Below are 18,543 nucleotides of genomic sequence, written 5' to 3'. Positions count from 1 at the left end.
CCGTCAGGCCCGTAACTCCGCTTCGACGAGCTCGACGGCATCTCGGACCGCGCCCACCGAGCCCAGGTGTCCCGCACCGACGGCCGTCTTCATCGCTTTCGCTGCCGCGCCGGTCACGACCTCCGGACCGAGTTGGGCTACCGTCCCTTCACCGACTGTCACGATCCAGCCCGGGACCTCGAAGCGGTAGGGATCGAGTCTGGGGGCGAAATCGTCACCGTTGGCACTCTCGTAGTCGACGAGGCGGGCGATGTTTGCAGCGACCGTTCGCGCCTCACGGAGCGCGGCGGACGCAGAGGCGGGCACGGGCTCGCCGTCGGCGTCGACGGCGCGGGCGGCGTCGCCGACCACGAACGTGTGCGTGTCGAGCCGCAGGTCCTTGCGAACGATCGGGCGGTCCCCAGCCATCGCGTCCGTGCCTCGGATTCCGCCGGTCCAGACGAACACGTCGGCGTCGAACCTTCCGCGGTCGGTCTCGACAGCGTCCGCCGTCGCGCGCTCTACCGTCGTTCCGGTCGAGATCGACACCCCACGGGATTGGAGCTCGTCGCGAACCGCTTCTCGGAAGTTCGGCGGGAAGTTCGGCGCGACGTCGTCCAGTTGTTCGAGAAGCGTGACCTCGGCGTCGACGCCTTCCTCGCGTGCCAGCGCGGCCAGTTCGCCCGCGGTCTGGACGCCCGACAGGCCTGCGCCACCGACCACGACGTGCACCGCCTCACTTCCGCCATCGGCCGAATCTGCTCCGAGCGCGTCGAAGAAAGCCTCCCGGATCGCGAGCGCGTCGTCGACGGACGTCAGGGGGAGTCCGTGTTCGGCGACGCCCGGGATACCGTAGTCGGCGGTCGTCGATCCGAGACAGACGGCCGCGTAGTCGTACGCAAGCACATCGCCGCTGGCGAGGTGGACCCTCCGTTCGTCGCGATCCACTTCGGTTACGTGGTCGGTTCGGACCGTCGCTCGATCGAAAAGCTCCGACAGCGGGACCTGAATCGCGTCGGCGACGCTCGGGCGTCGGATGACGCGGTGGACTTCGTGTTTGACCAGGTGCGTGTCAGATTCGTCGACGACGACGAGGTCGACCGATGGCGGGAGTGTCGATTCGAGACGGCGCGCCAGCGTCACGCCGGCGTAGCCGGCTCCGAGGATCACGACTCGCATAGCCTGTCGTTCGGACCGGAGGGCAAAAGGGCGAACGGCCGTTTCGCGGCGACGACGAGAAACGCGGGTCGAGACGGGGCGACCTATGAGGGGCAGAGACGACGCGAGCGGCTGTGACGGCGCGAGCGCGGTCAGAACAGGGCGTCGGACTCCGGGAGGATCTGTGCGGGGCCGCCGACCTCCCAGACGTCGGTGTCGACGCCGACCGCTGCGATCCGGTTCTCGACGGCATCGACGTGTTCGGCGGTCGTGTTGACGTAGACGCTCGCGCCCGTGTCGGTCGAGAAGAAGACCGGGACGTCCTCGTCCTCGCGCAGCTCGCGGACGGCGTTGAACACGGCAATCGTGTCCGGCTGCCAGTAGACCCAGCCCGCGGGTCCGGTCATCGTCGTCGCCGTCAGCGACAGCGAGTCGTGTTCGGCCAACTCGAACGCGCGGTCGAAGTCGGCGTCGTAGAGTGCGTCGCGCATCTCGTCGATCTGGTGGTGGACGTGCGCCATCCGCGCCTGGAACATATGGCTCTCGGCGGCCTCGCGGTGGGCCTGCTCGGTCTCCTTGTAGGCGGGGACGTGCGCGGCAACGATCCGAAGATCGTCTTCGAGGTCCGTCTCGATCCGTTCGGATCGGCAGTCCCGATCGTTCATCCCCGAGTAGAGGTGCGAGAACGCGCCGGTGACGGCGCGGGCAGCCGACGACGAGCCGCGGCGTGCGATCGTCGAGACCTCGGGGCGAGTCATATCGAGGCCGGCGGCTTCCGCGAGGGCCATCGCGGCCGCGGCAAAGCCCGAGGACGAGGAGCCGAAGCCGATGTTCGAGGGGAAGGAGTTCTCGGATTCGAGTCGAACCGGGTGCTCGATATCGGCGAGGTCGCGGACGTGCTCGACGACGGCGTCGATGCGCTCGGATCCGCGGCCCTCGACGCGGTCGCCGCCGATCAGGTAGACGTCCTCGTCGGCGTCCGGCTGAAATTCGACCGTCGTCGTCGTGGCGCTCGGTGCGGTGCAGACGCTGATGCTGTCGTGATACGGGAGGCGAAGCTCCTCGTCGCGCATCCCGTGATACTTGATCAGTCCCTGGATCGGATGCGCCTTAGCGGTCGCCTTCATACCCCTACGCGGGAGGGACGGCGGGTTAAACGTCCCGATGACTCGATCGGGTGGGTAGAAACGGTCCGTTCAGCGAGTACTTACAGCCCGATACCGACCGCGTACGGCCACGGGGCCCCGGAGAGCGCGAGAAAGACGAGCGCGCCGCCGAGAAGCGCGACGTTCTTCAGGAAGTTCGTCATCTCCGACTGCTGCTGCTCTTGAGGCACGGCCCAGAAGTCGTGCATCGCCGGGGTCGAGACGAGCAGGAACAGCGCGATTGCGCCCGCAGCCAGCGCCGGGAACGCGCCGATCGCGATTCCGAGGCCGCCGAAGAGCAACATCCCGCCGCTGAAGACGACAGCCAGGCGCCCGGCCGGGATGCCCTTCGACTCGGCGTACCCGGCCATCTGGTCGACTCCCTGGAAGTGATTCAGTCCCATAAACGCCAGTACGACGCCGAATAGAACACGTGCCAGGAGGAACGCGATTCCTTCGGAACCGGCATTCAGTTGCAATACCATCGGTGAGATATCAGGTATCATCACAGTATGTAGTTCGTAGACGAACCGATATATAATTTTCCTGACTTTAATGATACCAGGTGACGTCACTGTAACGTGCTGTAACGGCCAACGCTTTCTTGTTCTGACGGCGAGAAATAGGAAGGGAAGTAGCCACTACGGGCCCGAGAGAGCACTTTCGCGCTCCGACGCCGAGAACACGAACACTGTTTGTAGAAATTTACAATACCTTATATAGCAGGCGGTCGATAGTGTGGTATCGACCGTAATTCGCGTCGACAGTCGGTGGACTGTAGTGGTAGCACACCGACTACGCCGGCGACGCGAACGGGTCCCCACCTATGACACGCAAGGCACTGGCAGTCCTGATCGTCGCATCGCTCCTCGTAAGTACGGTTCCTGCCGCTGCGCTCACCTCCAATCCGAACATCCAGACAATCACGCCCGATCCCTCGCTCCAACCCGGCGGCGTGAACGAACTCTCCTTCCAGTTGGTGAACGACGGCGAGGGTGCCGAAGACGAAACTCGCTCGGCGCACAACGTCCACATTCGTCCGCGTGACGTCGGCCGGATCGACGTCGAGACCAGACACCTCTACGTCGAACAACTGCCCGACGGCACGCCCGCCGGTCTCTCGCTGAAACTGAACGTCCCTTCAGACATCGAGAGCGGCACCTACCGGATTCCCCTCCGACTCTCGTATGAGTACGACAGCGGCGCGGGCAACGACGTCGAACGGAAGACCACCATCTACCTCCCCGTTCGCGTCGAGTCCGGCCCCCGATTCGACGTCGTCGACACCAGTTCGACGGCGACCGTGAGCGGACAGGGAACCCTCGAAGTGACGGTCAAGAACGTCGGCGACTCCGCGGCGTACGACTCGACGTTCACGCTCTCGTCGTCGGCCCCGGACGTGCAACTCGGTGCCAGCCAATCGAGCACGCGCTTCGTCGACACCTGGGAGCGCGGCGCGAACCGGACGTTCGAGTTCGAAACGACGCTCGGTGACAGCGCAACCGTCGGCAACTACTCGCTCGGCGCGCAGATCGACTTCGAGAAGCCCAGCGGCACGACCGGATCGACGCCCTCCCTGACTGTGCCGTTGCGGGCACTCCCCGAGATGACGTTCTCGGTGGCCGACGTGAGCAGTTCGCTCCGCGTCGGTGAGACCGGAACGCTCTCCGGGACGGTCACCAACACGGGTCCGAAGGCCGCAAACAACGCGGTCGTTACGTTCCCCGATCCGGGTCCGACAGTCACGCCGATCGAAACGTCGGTCGCCGTCGGGTCGCTCGAACCGGGTGAGTCCGCGCCGTTCGAGTTCGACGTGGAAGTGACGAGCAGTGGGTCCGCAGGCCCGCGACAGTTCGATCTCGCCGTCGACTACCGCGATCAGGACGGCTCCTTGCGACAGTCCGACGACATTCCCACGCGCGTCGAGGTCGGTCCCCAGACGCCCGAGTTCGACGTCGAACCGGTCAACGGGACGCTCAGCGCGGGCTCCGACGGTGAGTTCGAGGTGACTGTGACGAACACCCGCGACTACACGGTCTCGGACGTCTCCGCGAAGATCTATATGGACTCGCCGCTGTCGTCGGACGACGACGAGGCGTTCGTCGACCGCCTCGAACCCGGCGAGTCGGAGACGATCGTCTTCCAACTCAGCGCCGGCGGCGGCGCGACGGCGAAGACCTACCCGGTCAAGATGGACTTCCAGTACGACGACGAGGACGGTGACACGATCATCTCCGACACGTACCAGATCCCCGTCGACGTGACCGCTAGCTCCGGCGGCGGGCTTCCGATCGTCCCGATCCTCGTCGTGGTGGCGCTCGTCGTCGTCGCCGGCGGGTACCTCTACTACCGCCGGCAGGGCTGACCGATGCGGCTCGACTACCAGCGGTTCGTCGACTGGGCCGACGACAAGATCGTCAACTACTCCACGCGGGTGATTCTGACGTTCTTGCTCGTCACGGCGGTCTTCGCGGTCGGTCTGGGTGGCGTTTCGACCGAGGCGGGGACCCAGCAGTTCGCCGAAGACATCCCGGCAGCGAACGCGCTCGAACGGATCGAAAACGAGTTCCTGCCGGTGTTCTCGCCGAGTCCCGGTAGCACACAGCTCGTCCAGAAGGACGCCAACGTCCTCTCGAAGCAGTCGTTGCTCGCGATGCTCAGGGCACAGGAGGCGCTCGAAGATCGAAACGATATGTACGTCTCCGAGACCTCCTCGGCGGCGTCTGTCGTCGCCCAGACGATCGACCCGTCGGCGACGACGCTCGAAGAGCAGATCATCGCGCTGGAACGAGCGACCCAGACCGACGTCCGCCGGGCCGTGCGTGAGAACGCGGACAACCCCGGCTTCACGGGCACACTGAGCAACGACTTCAACCGGAAGGCGGCGTCGGCGTCGTCGACGATCGGCGTCGTCACGCACGATCTGCCGCAGGACGTCGGCGGCGGTGGGTCCGGACAGTCGGGCGATAGCCCGATGACTCCGATCCAGAACCAGGCCCAGCGGATCATCGACGCCGAACTGGACGCCGACATCACCGTCTTCGGGAGCGGGATCATCGCCGACGAGTTCGGGACTGTCGTTACCGATTCACTGCTCATCGTCACGCCCGCGGCCGTCCTCCTCATCGTCGGCTTCCTCGTCGTCGCCTACCGCGACCTGCTAGACCTGCTGTTGGGCGTCATTTCGCTCGGGATGGCCGTAATCTGGACGTTCGGCTTCCTCGGGCTTGCGGGCATCCCGTTCAACCAGATTATGATCTCGGTCCCGCCGTTGCTTCTGGCGGTCGGGATCGACTTCGGAATCCACGCGATCAACCGCTATCGGGAGGACAGAGCGACCGGCCTCGACGTCGAGGAGGCGATGACCGTCGCGACCGATCAGTTGCTCGTCGCTTTCTTCATCGTCACCGGCACCACCGTCATCGGTTTCCTCTCGAATCTCGCCTCGGACCTGCCGCCGATCCGCGACTTCGGGATCGTCGCCGGCGTCGGCATCATCTTCACGTTCCTGATCTTCGGCATCTTCCTCCCCGCCGCCAAGGTGTGGCTCGACCGCCGCCGCTACGACTGGCCCATCCCGACGTTCAGCCAGAGTCCGATCGGTGAGGAGGGGTCGGCGCTCGGCGAGACCCTCTCGGTCGGCGTCACGCTCGCGCGGTACGTGCCGATCGTCGTCCTCGTGCTCGCGCTGGTCTTCAGTGCCGGCGCCGGCGCGTATGCCACCGGCGTCGACACCTCGTTCACCCAGGAGGATTTCCTCCCGCCGGAGGAGGTCTCGCCGCTTTTGAAGTCGCTTCCAGAACCGTTTGCACCCAGCGACTACGGCGTCGTCGGGACGCTGAACTTCCTCGAAGACAAATTCACGAGGACGCAGGGGGGGTCAGTGACCATATACGTCGAGACGCGGATGGAGAACGACGCCGCGCTCGAACGGATCTATCGCGCCGGACAAGATCCGCCCGAGGAGTTCGTCAGCGCGGACGACCGGCGCGCCGAGGCCACGAGCATCGTCACCATCATCCAGGACTACGCGGAGCAGAGCCCCGAGTTCGCCGCGCTGGTCGAGCGGAACGACCGCAACGACAACGGCGTTCCCGACGACAACCTCCCGACGATCTACCGGGAACTAGAGACCTCACCGGTCGGCGACCGCGCGTCCGAGTACCTCTCTGAGGATCGCCGGAGCGCGCGAATCGTCTACTCGGTCTCCGCTGACGTGTCCGACGACGAAGCGACCGTGGCCGCGAGAGAGGTCGCAGAGCGGTTCCGCGGGGACGCGACGGCGACGGGTAACACCATCGTCTTCCAGGAGGTCTCCGATCTCATCTTCGAGTCCGCGGTGACGAGTCTCGGACTCGCACTCGGGGCCACGGTAATCTTCCTCGTGGTCATCTACTGGGTGCTCGAAGGGCTCCCATCGCTCGGCGTCGCGAACCTGGCCCCGATCGTCGTCTCCGTCGCGGCCGTCGCCGGGACGATGCGAGCGCTCGGCATCTCGTTCAACGCGTTCACGGCGACGATCCTCTCGCTCACGATCGGGCTGGGGATCGACTACTCGGTGCACGTCGTCCACCGGTTCATCGACGAGCGTCGCGAGCGGGCGCTCATCCCGGCTCTCAGACGGACCGTCATCGGGACCGGTGGCGCACTCCTGAGTAGTATGGCGACCACGGCCTTCGGAATCGGCGTCCTCGTTCTCGCCGTCCTCTCGGTGCTCGGGCAGTTCGGCGTGTTGACGGCGATTTCGATCATTTACTCGTTCCTCACGTCCCTGCTCGTGCTCCCCTCGGCGCTCGTCGTGTGGGATCGGATCGTCAACGACGACCCCGACGTGCCGATGGGGCATCCAACGGGCGAAACGCCCGAGGAAACCGTCGCCGAGCCATCGCTCGACGAATCCAACGGCATCGACGGGGGCCCGTTATGAACGCTGGACCCGGCTCCGATACGAACCAGAATCTCTCCGAGCACGAGGCGGTTTCGTCGCTCGAACGCCTCGGCCTATCGAACTACGCCGCGCGGGTGTTCATCGCGCTGCAGCGACTCGGCGTCGGCACGGCCAAGCAGATTCACGAGGAGACGGACGTCCCGCGCTCGCAGGTGTACGGTGCGGCCGAGGAACTCGCGGATCTCGGCCTCGTGGAACTCCAGCAGTCCACGCCGAAACGCTACCGTCCGGTGAGCCTCGACACGGCGCGGCGGCAACTCGCCGAGTCGTTGAAACGGGAAGCCGATCGCGCTTTCGCCTTTTTAGAAGCCCAGCGCGCGGCCCGAACCGAGGAGGAGACGCGCGACGACGTCTGGACGGTCCGCGGTCGAGAGCCGGTGAACAGGCGGGTCGTCGAACTGGCCCGGCAGGCCACCGAGACCCTGTTGTTCGGCGCCCCAGCCCCCGAGTTCGTCCCCGAGGACTTCGTCGAGATCGTCGAAGAGCGTCGTGACGCCGGCGTCGCTGTCCGGGTCGTCAGTGAGAGTCCGACTGTCCGAGAGATGTTCGCGGAGGTCGAAGGGATCGAAGTGGATACGCCCGTCCAAACGGAGGGGATGAATCACATCGGCCGCGTCCTCCGAATCGACGAACGCGCCGTTCTTCTCTCGGCCGTCTCTGCGGACGATTCTTCGGAGGAAACAGCGATCTGGTCGGCCGACACCGCGATGGCCGAGATCCTCGCCGGCGCGATCGCGGGGAGTATCGATTCGCTCGTTCGCGGTTCTAGATGAGGCCGAGGGCCGCCACACCGTGCGTCAGGGCGGCGGCGATCGGGATCAAGAGCGCGGTCCGGAGCACCAGGATGAGGGTGAGATCACGGAACCGCATCGGGACGTCGTCGAACATATCGACCATCATCGGAGCCGACGCGGCGAAGAAGATCGCCTGCGCGCTCGTGATGATCACGACGAACACCTTCGTAGCGATGTCCGTCCCGACGGCGAGCGTCGCGCCGATGAAGTACTCGGCCGCGCCGCCGATGATGGCCGTCGCGGCCATCTGCGGATCCGGAATCGCGAGCGCCGACATCACGGGCACGAGCGGGGCCGCGAGGTACTCGAAGACCGGCGTGTGGGCTTCGAGCAGGAGCACGGTCGTCGCGATCGTCAGGACCGTTCCGAGAATCATCGCGGTGAGCTTCGTCCCGTCGACGAAGCCGTCGATCGCGGCGCGGTGGATCGGATCGCCGTCTTCGGCCGTCTGCATCGCCTGATTGAGGGCGAACGTGAAGTACTCACCGACCGTCCCGGTGAAGGCCGGCTCGGGGTTGGGTTCGGCGACGTACTCCTGTGGGACGTTCGAGAGCGGCGGCACGCGGACGAGAATCGCGGCGACAATGAGCGTCGCGATCATATAGAGCGCGACGAGCAGCGGGAAGATGTGGAGGAGTTCGAGTACGGCGGCGACCGCACCGACCGTCCCGAGGTTCGCCGTCGCGAAGCAAGTACAGATCACGAACACCTCGCGCTTGTCGTAGCCGCCCCGATCGAAGACGTTCCGCGTGAGGTAGTACCCGACGCTGAACGATCCGAGCCAGGAGGCAGCACTGTCGAGGGCTGCCCGCCCGGGCAGATTGAACAGCGGTTTCATAATCGGCTGTGCGAGCGTCCCGATGAACTGGAGCCCGCCGAGTTCAGCGAGCAGGTTGACGAAGATCCCGCCCAGCGGGATCACGAGGACGATCGTGATCATCAGGACGTCCCAGACGATCCCGGCGATCCCGTCGGCGAGGATCAGTTCGGGACCGAACCCGAAGAACATCGGTACGCCGAGGAAGATCGCGATGACGCGGAACGCCCAGAACGGCTTCGACGTCTTCCAGTAGCCGATCTGGAGCAGTCGTTGCGTCCGGTCGTTCAGCGAGATCGTACCCTGATAATGCAGCATCGAGATCGTCGTCAGGATCCCGCCGGCGAACAGGATCAAGAGCACGAAGACCTCGACCGCGAAGAAAGAGAAGTCCGTGATGAACGACATCAGGATGTCGAGCGGGATCGTCGTCTGTCCCTCCCACTGGACCGGGAAGAGGAAGAAGAACCCGCCCGTGATGAACGAAATGAGGAATTTCAGTAGCGGTCGCGTCCGCCATTCGATCGTTACGTCGTCTATGGACTTCTGTTCGGGTTGAACTGACTCGCCCGAGATGTGGTCGCTGTTTTCCCAGCTCTGGCCACCTATCATAGGTTGCCAAAAAATAATGCTATAAAAAAATACTCCGATCTTCTGTGAGCAACGACTACATTATTTATGAACAATACGGGTGAATTGTGTTACAATACGTAACAATACCTTATTCACCTAGTTTTTTGTCCCGCATCCCGGGACACGGCTCAGTGGCGTTGGCGCCGGCGTCACTCAGCCGTACTGAGGATCACCGGGCGGTCGGATTTGAGGCTGACGTCCTGGGTGACGCTCCCGAAGAGCGCTTTGCCGGCAGGCGACCGCTTTCGCCCGGCGAGACAGAGCATCGCGGCGTCGACTTCCTCTGCCTTCTCTATGATGTGCTGGACGGCGTCGCCGCTGGATTGACTCACTTCCACGGGGAACCCGGCCGCTTCGAGACTCTCGGTGGCAGCTTGCACCGATTTGAGGTCTTCGGCGTTCGCCCCCTCGTCGTCGGTCCGGAAGACGTGATAGATCACGACCCGGACCTGCTCGGTATCCATCGGCAGCGCGGTGATCGCTGAAACCTGTTCGTTCGCCCGTTCGACGTCCGTGTCGATGCAGAGTAGTATCGTTTTCATCGTGGGTCAGTCGTGTGATTGCGGGTGGCGCGCACGGTCGGTGTCGTAAACCGACGGTCGCACTCCGCCGTGTTCGGAGTATCCTCTCGGTCTCCCATTAATGCCTATCGTTACCGCGGTCCCGGTCGTCGAAGCCGCGGTTCCGGCCATCCCTGCCCGTTGCGTGCCGCGTTCTCACCAGCGGACCTGGAAGCCTGACTCACCCGCTGGTGCTTCGTACTCAACCTCGACGTCGTCGACTGAAGCGGCCGAACTGCCGGTGTGGCACCAATCGATCATCTCTTCGACCGCGGACTCGGGACCCTCGAAGACGGCCTCGACGCGGCCATCGTCGAGATTCTTGACCCATCCGTCGACGTCGCGCTTGCGGGCCGCATCGCGTGTCGACGCGCGGTAGTAGACACCCTGGACGGTTCCGCTGACGAAGACGTGCGCTCTGGTTCGATCGTCGCTCATCCCGCTCGACGATTGCGGCGGCGGACAAAAAGAGGCTGTCGTCGGGTGGCCTGTCGGAACCACCTCGAAGGCGCAGATGCGGCCCCTCGCTCGAACTCACGGCTGAGCGGCTGTCCCGAGTGAGTCTCGCCGGCGTACGAGTCCGACCCGACGGTCGTCGTCCTCGGCGTGCTCCTCACGCTCGCGCTCGGCGGTCTGTCTCAGCTATGGGACGGCATCTGCTCCTGTGTGACCCGGATCAGCACCCACACCGAGAACCACGCGAAGAGGAACAGGAAGACGAGCGCGGTGGTCGACAGCACTCCGAGAGGGTTCGCCAACTCGACCAGGATCGGCATCGCGAACAGAAAGACGACCGCGACCGTAGCCCCACCTGCGAGGAATTCGAGGTACGTCGAAAGCGTGATGCAGTCCGCACTGGGCTCTGGCTCCCGGCGACTATGGTGCTCCGCTCCCGTGGTGTCTGGTGTGAGCATACATACCACTGTTTGAAATTACAGGGTCGATTGTGATAAATATATCTCGTCGCCGATCGTACGTGTGACGACGTGCTCTAGGTGGGAACCGGTGTTACCCGAGTAGATATCGCGCCCAGGGGTACCGTTCGACGAGCGTCTCTCCTCCGAGATCGTACTGTTCGATGTACTGACCCAGGCCCAGAATTCGACCGGCACCGAACGCCGCGACCGAGAGGAACACGAGCATATACGCGAAGTCGCCGTTGATGTACCCGTGGGAGACGCTCCAGTTCCCGAGATAGAACAGGAGCATCAGGAACGCGCCGAAGAACGCTGCGAGGCGGGTCAGGACGCCGAAGAGGAGCCCGAGCCCGATGAGCACCTCGCCCCACGGGACGGCGACGTTCACGAAGTCGACGAACCAGGGCGTCTGCCCCATCGAGACGAACAGTCCTGCTACGGGGCTGCCGTTCGCCGGCGGTGCGTTCTGGAGGTAGCCCGCCGCGCCGAAACTCCCCGAGAGCACCTTGTCGAAACCGCTCTGGAAGAACGCCAGGCCCATCATCAGCCTGAGCGCGAGGATGAACCAGACGCTCAACGAGTGGAGTTTGCCTTCCGCTGTGAACCCTGCAAGCGTACTCCGGAGTTGAACTTCTTGTACAGACATCGTTGAAGCATCTCGAAGACGGTTATTAAATGTATGTGCCCAAATTGAATCTGATCCCGGAATACAGCGTAAATTCTCGCACTATATCCCCAATATTGTACAATATATAAAACATAAAGATAGGTTCGTTTCGGACCGCGGGCGACGCCTCCGGACCACCGTAAATGCGGTCCAAGCCCGTCGCGATTCGGAACGCAAGCGTGAGTTTATAGGCGATCGGCGGGCCAGATAGCGTATGGAACTTTTCGGGACCGCCGGGATTCGCGGATCGGCCACAGAGCGGGTGACGCCTGAACTCGCACTCGACGTGGGTCGGGCGGTCGGCGCCGACGCCGCCGAATCTGCGGGCCCACCGACGGTCGTCGTCGGTCGCGACGGACGGACGACCGGCCCGGCGCTTGCGGCGGCCGTCGAGGCGGGACTCGAATCAGCCGGTGCGGACGTCAGACTGGTCGGTGTCCTCCCGACGCCGGCACTCGCATATGCCTCACAGGGACGACACGGCGTGATGCTGACGGCGTCGCACAACCCACCGACCGACAACGGAATCAAACTGTTCGTCGACGGCGAGGAGTACGATCAGACGCTCGAACAGACGATCGAAGCGCGGGTCGCGAGCGATCACCCGCCCACCGCGTGGGACGAGTGGGGGGCGTCCGAGGATCTAGCTGTCCTCGAAGACTACCGACAGGCGGTCGTCGAGTACGCCCGCGACTACGGCGCGGCCGCCGACGGTCTCGACGTCGCGGTGGACTGCGGGAACGGAATGGCCGCGCTCGGAACGCCGCAGGTCCTCCGGGAACTCGGCGCTCGCGTCGTCACGCTGAACGGACAGGTCGACGGCCACTTCCCCGGTCGGGAGTCGAAGCCGACGCCGGAGTCGCTCGCCGACCTCCGGGAGTTCGTCCGCGAGGGCGCGTTCGACTTCGGAATCGGGCACGACGGCGACGCCGACCGGATCGTGATCGTCGGTGCCGACGGGGAGGTCGTCCACGAGGATACGATCGTGGCGATTCTGGCCGCACACTTCGTTCGCGCCAGCGACGCGGCCGACCCGGTCGTCGTGACGACGCCGAACGCCTCCGGTCGGATCGACGAGCGGGTGCGTGACGCCGGCGGGCGCGTCGAACGCGTCCGACTCGGGGCGCTCCACGAGGGCATCGCTGCGGCCCGCGCCGAGGGCGGCGACGTGGTCTTCGCCGCCGAGCCGTGGAAGCACATCCACCCGCGACACGGCGGCTGGATCGACGGCGTCGCCTCCGCGGCCGTCTTGACGCGCCTCGTCGCGTCCGAAGGCCTCGACGGCCTCCGCGCACCCGTGACGGAACGGCCCTACCGGAAAGTGAGCGTCGACTGCCCCGACGACCTGAAATCGACTGTGATGGAGCGACTCGAGACGGCGCTTCCGGAGGCGTTCCCCGACGCCGGTGTCGACACCGAATACGGCGTCCGACTGGAACTCCCCGACGCGTCGTGGACGCTCGTGCGACCCTCGGGGACGGAGCCGTACGTCCGTGTGTACGCGGAAGCCGACGACGTGGACGCGCTCGTCGGCGAGGTGACTGACGTCGTCGCGGCCGCCGTCGACCGGGCGGACGCCTGATCTGCGTCTTCCGAGCTGCTCGACACGCACTTGCTGGCCGACGCATACCTCGCTACCCGACGCATACCTCGGCTCCACGAACTCTCGGTGCGTGTCCAGTTTTTCGTCCACACAGAGACGTGTGCAGACGCGGAAACGACGAATTTATGCACATCTCGCTGCCCAGTGTTCAATAGGAGTCCATAATATGGATAGACGTACGTTTGTCAAGGCCACTGGTGTCGCGGGAATCGCTGGACTAGCTGGCTGTAGCGGCGGTCCCTCTGGGGGATCCACGGCCGAACCGACGACCGAGTCGGGCGGTTCTGACAGCAGCGGCGAAGGCGGCGAGACGACCGCTGCGGAGACGACCGAGAGCAACGTGGCGGCCAACGTCGGGATGGTCTACGCGACTGGCGGCCTCGGCGACGGCTCGTTCAACGATCAGGCCCAGCAGGGCGCGCTCCAGGCCGAAGAGGAGCTCAGCATCTCGTTCAACGAGGCACAGCCCGACGAGGTGGCCCAGTTCAAGACGTTCCAGCAGCAGTTCGCACAGTCGACGGATCCGAACTACGACCTGATCTGTGCGATCGGGTTCCTGCAGGCTGACGCGCTCTCGCAGACGTCCGAGAGCTATCCGGACCAGAACTTTATGCTGGTCGACAGCGTCGTCGACGCGCCGAACGTCGCGAGCTACACGTTCAAGGAACACGAGGGCTCGTACCTCGCGGGCCTGATGGCGAGTCTCCTCACCACGCGAGACTTCTCGGCCGGCGCGGGATCGACCGCCGGCGACTCGACGAGCGTCGGCTTCGTCGGCGGCGTCGAGTCCGACCTGATCAAGAAGTTCCAGGCCGGATTCGAGGCGGGCGTGAACGCCGGCAGCGGCGACGTCGACGTCCTGACGAACTACGTCGGCGGCTTCAACGACGTGGCCGGTGGCAAAGAGGCCGCGACGGCGATGTACAACAGCGGTGCCGACATCGTCTATCACGCGGCGGGGAACACCGGTACGGGCGTCTTCCAGGCCGCCCAAGAGCAGGGCAAGTTCGCGATCGGCGTCGACCGCGACCAGTCGATCACGAAGCCCTCCTACGCCGACGTCATCCTCGGGAGTATGGTCAAGCGGGTCGACACCGCCGTGTACAACGCGATCGAGTCGGTCGTGAACGACAACTTCCAGGGCGGTAGCGTCGTCTCCCTCGGCCTCGAACAGGACGGCGTCGCGCTGATCGAAGGCGACCAGCTCGGCTCGGAGCTCCCGCAGGACGTCACAGACGAGGTCGCCAGCGCACGTGAGAGCATCATCGCGGGCGACATCTCGGTCCCCTCGACCCCGCAGTAGGCCGACACAGCGACGTTCGAGCCACTACACATCCAAACCTATTCGTTTATCACCGAACCACGGAGAAACAGATCTATGGCCACAGCCGTCCACCTCGACGGAATCACGAAGCGGTTCCCCGGGGTCGTGGCGAACGACGACGTGGACCTCGCCGTCGAGCGCGGGACCGTACACGCACTCTTAGGAGAGAACGGGGCCGGGAAGACGACGCTTATGAACGTCCTCTACGGACTCTACGAACCCACCTCGGGCCGCGTGCTCGTCGACGAGGAGGTCCGCTCGTTCGACTCGCCGAGAGACGCGATCGACGCCGGCGTCGGGATGATCCACCAGCACTTCATGCTCGTGGATCCGATGACGGTCACCGAGAACATCACCCTCGGCAACGAGCCGCGGAAGTGGGGCGGCCTCGCTGTCGACCGCGCGGCCGCCCGCGAAGCGGTCGTCGAACTCTCGGATCGCTACGGTTTCGACGTCGATCCCGACGCCCGAGTCGAGGACATCTCGGTCGGCGAGCAACAGCGCGTCGAGATCCTCAAAGCACTGTATCGCGGCGCCGACGTACTCATTCTCGACGAACCGACGGCCGTCCTGACGCCGCAGGAAGTCGAGGAACTGTTCGGCGTCCTCGAAGAACTGACCGCTCAGGGCAAGACGATTATCTTCATCACGCACAAACTGGGCGAAGCGATGCGCGCAGCCGACGACATCACCGTCCTCCGGGACGGCCGCAACGTCGGCAGCGTCAAAGCCGACGAGACGACCCGCGAGGACCTCGCGGAGTTGATGGTCGGCCGCGAGGTCTTACTCGACGTCGATCGCCCACCCGCGGAGACGGGCGACGTCGTCGCCTCCGTCTCGAACGTCGTCGTCGACGACGACCGGGGCGTTCGCGCCGTCGACGACGTCTCGTTCGACGTTCGGGCGGGCGAAGTGTTCGGAATCGCCGGGGTGGACGGCAACGGACAGTCCGAACTCGTCGAGGCGCTGACGGGGCTTCGACGCCCCCAACACGGCCGGATCGAATTTCTGGGCGACGACGTCACCGCCGACAGCGAATCGAGGAGGGGATGGCATACATCCCCGAAGACAGACAGGAACGCGGCCTCGTGATGGACTTCGACCTCACCGAGAACGCGCTGTTGGGGAGTCAGCATAGCAAAGAGTTCGGTCCGAACGGCCGCATCGACTGGCCGGCGACCAGAACCCACGCCGAGGCGATCATCGACGAGTACGACGTTCGACCGCCGGACGCCGACGCAATCTCGGAGTCGCTGTCGGGCGGGAACCAACAGAAGTTCATCGTCGGCCGCGAGTTCGAGCGCGACCCCGAACTCGTCGTCGCCTCGCATCCCACTCGCGGCGTCGACGTCGGCTCGATCGAGTTCATTCACGAGCGGCTCTTGGAACTCCGCCAGCAGGGCGTCGCGGTCCTGCTCGTCTCCTCGAAGTTAGAGGAGGTACAGGGGCTCTCGGACCGACTCGGCGTGATTTACGAGGGCGAGTTCATCGACGTGGTCGACCCCGACGAGACGACAGAAGAGGAGCTCGGATTACTGATGGCCGGAGAGCACCCGGACGAAGACGACGCGGACGTATCGACCGACGCGACAGAGAGCGGTTCGGCCGAGGCAGCCACGGGCGGTGACCGCCCGTGAGCGTCGGCGACCGCGCCCGCGACGTGCTCGCCCGCCTGGCCAACGCCTCGGCGACCGAGCGGATCCTCATCAGCACGGCGGCGCTCCTGCTCTCGATCCTCGTCGGTGCCGTCCTGGTGCTCGTCGCCGGTCGGATGACGGCGTGTACGCCGAACGAGGCGGTCTACTACTTCGGCACCGGCTTCTGTTACGACCCGATCCTCGTCTTCGATCGGCTCTTCCTCGGCGCACTGGGTGACCCCCTCAGCGGTGGCTGGTCGCCCGACGGGCAGTTCTCGGTCACGCTCCGCGAGACGACGCTCCTGATCTTCGCTGGGCTGTCGGTCGCGCTCGCGTTCCGCGCCGGCATCTTCAACATCGGGACGCAGGGCCAGATGGTCGTCGGCGCGCTGGCGACGGCGGTCGCCGTCCTCTGGGGCGCGACGCTCGTCTCGGGCGTCCTCGGAACCGTCGTGTTGGTCCCGTTCGGGATCCTCGTCGGCGCGGTCTTCGGCGGCCTCTACGGCGCCATCCCCGGGTTCCTGAAGGCGTACGCCGACGCCAACGAGGTCATCACCACGATTATGCTCAACTTCATCGCGACCGGAGTGACGCTGTATCTGGTCAGCGGTGTGTTCAAAGACCCCGAGAGCGCGGCGAATCAGACCGTCCCGTTGCCGGAGTACGCGCAGTTCCCGACGGTGCTCTTCGGCGGTCGCCAGGACTTCTCGCTCGTTGCGCTGTTCTTCGGACTTCTCGCGATCGCCGGGCTGTACTACCTCCTCGAGCACACGGCGTTCGGATACGACGTCCGCACCAGCGGGATTCAGCCCGAGGCCGCCGAGTACAGCGGCGTCGACGCCCCGCGGACGGTCGTCGCGAGTCTGACGCTGTCGGGTGCACTCGGCGGCGTCGCCGGGGCGATGTACGTGATGATGATTCTCGGGACGTTCCAGACGGGCGTGCCCTCCTACGGATTCGACGGCATCACGGTCTCGATCCTCGCCGGCAACAACCCGCTCGGGGTCGGTATCGCCGCGCTCCTCTTCGGCGTGCTCAAGAGCGGGACGACCGTCGTGCAGTTCGCGACCGACGTCCCGCCGCAGTTGGTCGGCGTGCTCCGCGGGCTCATCATCCTCTTCGTCGCGATGCCGGAGTTCTTCCGGCTCGTCGGCAAGCGCATCACAGACACCGGATCTCGCGCGGTCGCAACCGACGGCGGACGCCCGGAGCCGGCCGCCGGAAGTTCTGGCACGTCCGGCGACGACGGGGGTGAATCCGATGAGTGATGCGACGGGCAGCGCCTCGGAGGAGCCCCGACGCGACGAATCGGACGGCCTGCTCGATACGCACTCGCCGCGGAAGATCGTGGCGTGGGCCACGGTCGGCGGACTGGCCGTCCTACTCGCGGCCGGCGCGCTCTTTCCGGACTCGCTCGCCGGCACGCTCTCGGACGTCATCACCAGCCGCAACACGCTCGCGTCGGCGCTGCGGCTCTCGGTTCCGATCGCCTTTGCCGCGCTCGGCGGCATATTCGCCGAGAAGTCCGGCGTGATCAACATCGGACTCGAAGGCCTGCTCATCATCTCGGCGTTCACCGCCGTCTACGTGACCGACGTCACGGGCGGCGTCTGGCTCGGCTTCGGTGGCGGAATCATCGCGAGCACGCTTCTCGCGGCGCTCTTTGCGGTCGTCACGATCCGATTCCGGGCCGATCAGATCATCGCCGGGCTGGCGGTGTGGCTGATCGCGCTCGGTCTCGCGCCGTTCGCCTCGCAGGTCATCTACGGCGGGCCGAACACGTCGACCGTTCCGACGATCGGCGCCATTTCGGTACCGGTCCTCTCAGAGATCCCGTTCTTCGGAGCGCTCTTTTCGGCGTCGCCGTCGGTGTATCTGCTCTTTCTGGCGGTCGCACTCTCGTGGTACGTCTTCGAGCGCACGTCGTTCGGTCGGTGGATCCGCGCCAGCGGCGAGAACCCGAAGGCGCTCGACACCGCCGGGGTGAACGTCGCACACGTCCGCTACGCCGCGGTGCTTCTCTCCGGCGTGCTCTCGGGGATGGGTGGCGCGGCGCTGTCGCTCGACCTCGGGCAGTTCACCGGAAACGGCCCGACGATGGTCAACGGCAAGGGATTCATCGCCATCGTCGCGTACCTGTTCGGCAACTACAATCCGATCGGCGCGTTCCTCTCGACGATGCTGTTTGCGGGCCTGGACGCGATGCAGACTGCACTCCAACTGCAGGGCATCGGCGTCCCCCGACAGCTCATCCGGATCACGCCGTTCGTGGTCGTGATCGTCATCCTCGCGCTGGTCGGTCGGACGCGGACGCCCGAGGCGGCCGGCGAGTACTACGAATCCGGCGAGGAGTGAGGCTGC

At 65.2% G+C, this 18,543-nt stretch carries 15 protein-coding genes and 1 pseudogene; 8 read left to right on the top strand and 8 right to left on the bottom strand.

The window, feature by feature from the left end; all coding sequences use genetic code 11:
* Positions 1-3 precede the first annotated feature (3 nt).
* The 3 genes from NO362_RS09875 to NO362_RS09865 form a co-directional block, all read right to left on the bottom strand.
* Positions 4-1,158: an NAD(P)/FAD-dependent oxidoreductase gene (locus NO362_RS09875; protein ID WP_256545100.1), complete on the bottom strand. Its 1,155-nt coding sequence runs from the start codon at positions 1,156-1,158 to the stop codon at positions 4-6.
* A gap of 131 nt (positions 1,159-1,289) precedes the next feature.
* The gene (gene mvaD / locus NO362_RS09870) at positions 1,290-2,264 is read right to left on the bottom strand and encodes a phosphomevalonate decarboxylase MvaD (RefSeq protein ID WP_256545099.1); all 975 of its coding nucleotides are present in this window, start codon (positions 2,262-2,264) and stop codon (positions 1,290-1,292) included.
* An 80-nt stretch (positions 2,265-2,344) separates the two neighbouring features.
* Positions 2,345-2,788 carry a DoxX family protein gene (locus NO362_RS09865; RefSeq protein WP_256545098.1) on the bottom strand — a complete coding sequence of 148 codons (444 nt, stop codon included), beginning with the start codon at positions 2,786-2,788 and terminating at the stop codon, positions 2,345-2,347.
* 320 nt (positions 2,789-3,108) lie between these two features.
* On the opposite strand from NO362_RS09865, the gene NO362_RS09860 reads away from it, so the two are divergent.
* Genes NO362_RS09860 through NO362_RS09850 form a run of 3 tightly spaced genes read left to right on the top strand, consistent with a single transcriptional unit; the run spans position 3,109 to position 8,003 of the window.
* A complete protein-coding gene (locus tag NO362_RS09860) occupies positions 3,109-4,647 on the top strand; it encodes a COG1361 S-layer family protein (RefSeq protein WP_256545097.1) in 1,539 nt (512 codons plus the stop codon).
* A gap of 3 nt (positions 4,648-4,650) precedes the next feature.
* The gene (locus tag NO362_RS09855; protein WP_256545096.1) at positions 4,651-7,209 is read left to right on the top strand and encodes an efflux RND transporter permease subunit; all 2,559 of its coding nucleotides are present in this window, start codon (positions 4,651-4,653) and stop codon (positions 7,207-7,209) included.
* On the top strand, positions 7,206-8,003 hold the full coding sequence (locus tag NO362_RS09850) for a TrmB family transcriptional regulator (RefSeq protein ID WP_256545095.1): 798 nt from the start codon (positions 7,206-7,208) through the stop codon (positions 8,001-8,003). Before NO362_RS09855 ends, NO362_RS09850 begins: the two co-directional genes overlap by 4 nt.
* On the opposite strand, the gene NO362_RS09845 is transcribed toward NO362_RS09850, so the two are convergent.
* From NO362_RS09845 to NO362_RS09825, 5 genes are all read right to left on the bottom strand, one after another.
* Positions 7,996-9,453 carry a YjiH family protein gene (locus NO362_RS09845; RefSeq protein WP_256545094.1) on the bottom strand — a complete coding sequence of 486 codons (1,458 nt, stop codon included), beginning with the start codon at positions 9,451-9,453 and terminating at the stop codon, positions 7,996-7,998. The genes NO362_RS09850 and NO362_RS09845 overlap by 8 nt on opposite strands.
* A 170-nt stretch (positions 9,454-9,623) precedes the next feature.
* Entirely contained in the window at positions 9,624-10,016 is a 393-nt protein-coding gene (locus NO362_RS09840) for a universal stress protein (RefSeq protein ID WP_121570318.1), read from the bottom strand.
* Positions 10,017-10,190: 174 nt separating this feature from the next.
* Positions 10,191-10,472 (bottom strand): acylphosphatase, encoded by a 282-nt coding sequence (locus tag NO362_RS09835; RefSeq protein ID WP_256545093.1) that lies wholly within the window; start codon positions 10,470-10,472, stop codon positions 10,191-10,193.
* 200 nt (positions 10,473-10,672) lie between these two features.
* A complete protein-coding gene (locus NO362_RS09830; protein WP_256545092.1) occupies positions 10,673-10,948 on the bottom strand; it encodes a hypothetical protein in 276 nt (91 codons plus the stop codon).
* Positions 10,949-11,042: 94 nt separating this feature from the next.
* The gene (locus tag NO362_RS09825) at positions 11,043-11,597 is read right to left on the bottom strand and encodes a DoxX family protein (RefSeq protein ID WP_256545091.1); all 555 of its coding nucleotides are present in this window, start codon (positions 11,595-11,597) and stop codon (positions 11,043-11,045) included.
* 235 nt (positions 11,598-11,832) lie between these two features.
* Between NO362_RS09825 and NO362_RS09820 the strand changes: the two genes are divergently transcribed.
* The 5 genes and pseudogenes from NO362_RS09820 (at position 11,833) to NO362_RS09800 (ending at position 18,537) form a co-directional block, all read left to right on the top strand.
* A complete protein-coding gene (locus NO362_RS09820; protein WP_256545090.1) occupies positions 11,833-13,200 on the top strand; it encodes a phosphopentomutase/phosphoglucosamine mutase in 1,368 nt (455 codons plus the stop codon).
* Between the two features lie 187 nt (positions 13,201-13,387).
* Positions 13,388-14,524 (top strand): BMP family lipoprotein, encoded by a 1,137-nt coding sequence (locus NO362_RS09815; RefSeq protein ID WP_256545089.1) that lies wholly within the window; start codon positions 13,388-13,390, stop codon positions 14,522-14,524.
* A 75-nt stretch (positions 14,525-14,599) separates the two neighbouring features.
* Positions 14,600-16,182 (top strand): annotated as a pseudogene (locus NO362_RS09810) (ABC transporter ATP-binding protein).
* A complete protein-coding gene (locus NO362_RS09805) occupies positions 16,179-17,450 on the top strand; it encodes an ABC transporter permease (RefSeq protein ID WP_256290429.1) in 1,272 nt (423 codons plus the stop codon). The pseudogene NO362_RS09810 and the gene NO362_RS09805 overlap by 4 nt, the downstream one beginning before the upstream one ends.
* Positions 17,443-18,537: an ABC transporter permease gene (locus NO362_RS09800; protein ID WP_256545088.1), complete on the top strand. Its 1,095-nt coding sequence runs from the start codon at positions 17,443-17,445 to the stop codon at positions 18,535-18,537. The genes NO362_RS09805 and NO362_RS09800 overlap by 8 nt, the downstream gene beginning before the upstream one ends.
* Positions 18,538-18,543 lie beyond the last annotated feature (6 nt).

Origin of the sequence: Halobellus inordinatus (genome assembly GCF_024498335.1) — an archaeon.
Classification (GTDB): Archaea; Halobacteriota; Halobacteria; order Halobacteriales; family Haloferacaceae; genus Haloquadratum; species Haloquadratum inordinatus.
The sequence above is the reverse complement of the archived record's forward strand: the minus strand, read 5'-3'. Positions and strand labels throughout refer to the sequence as shown.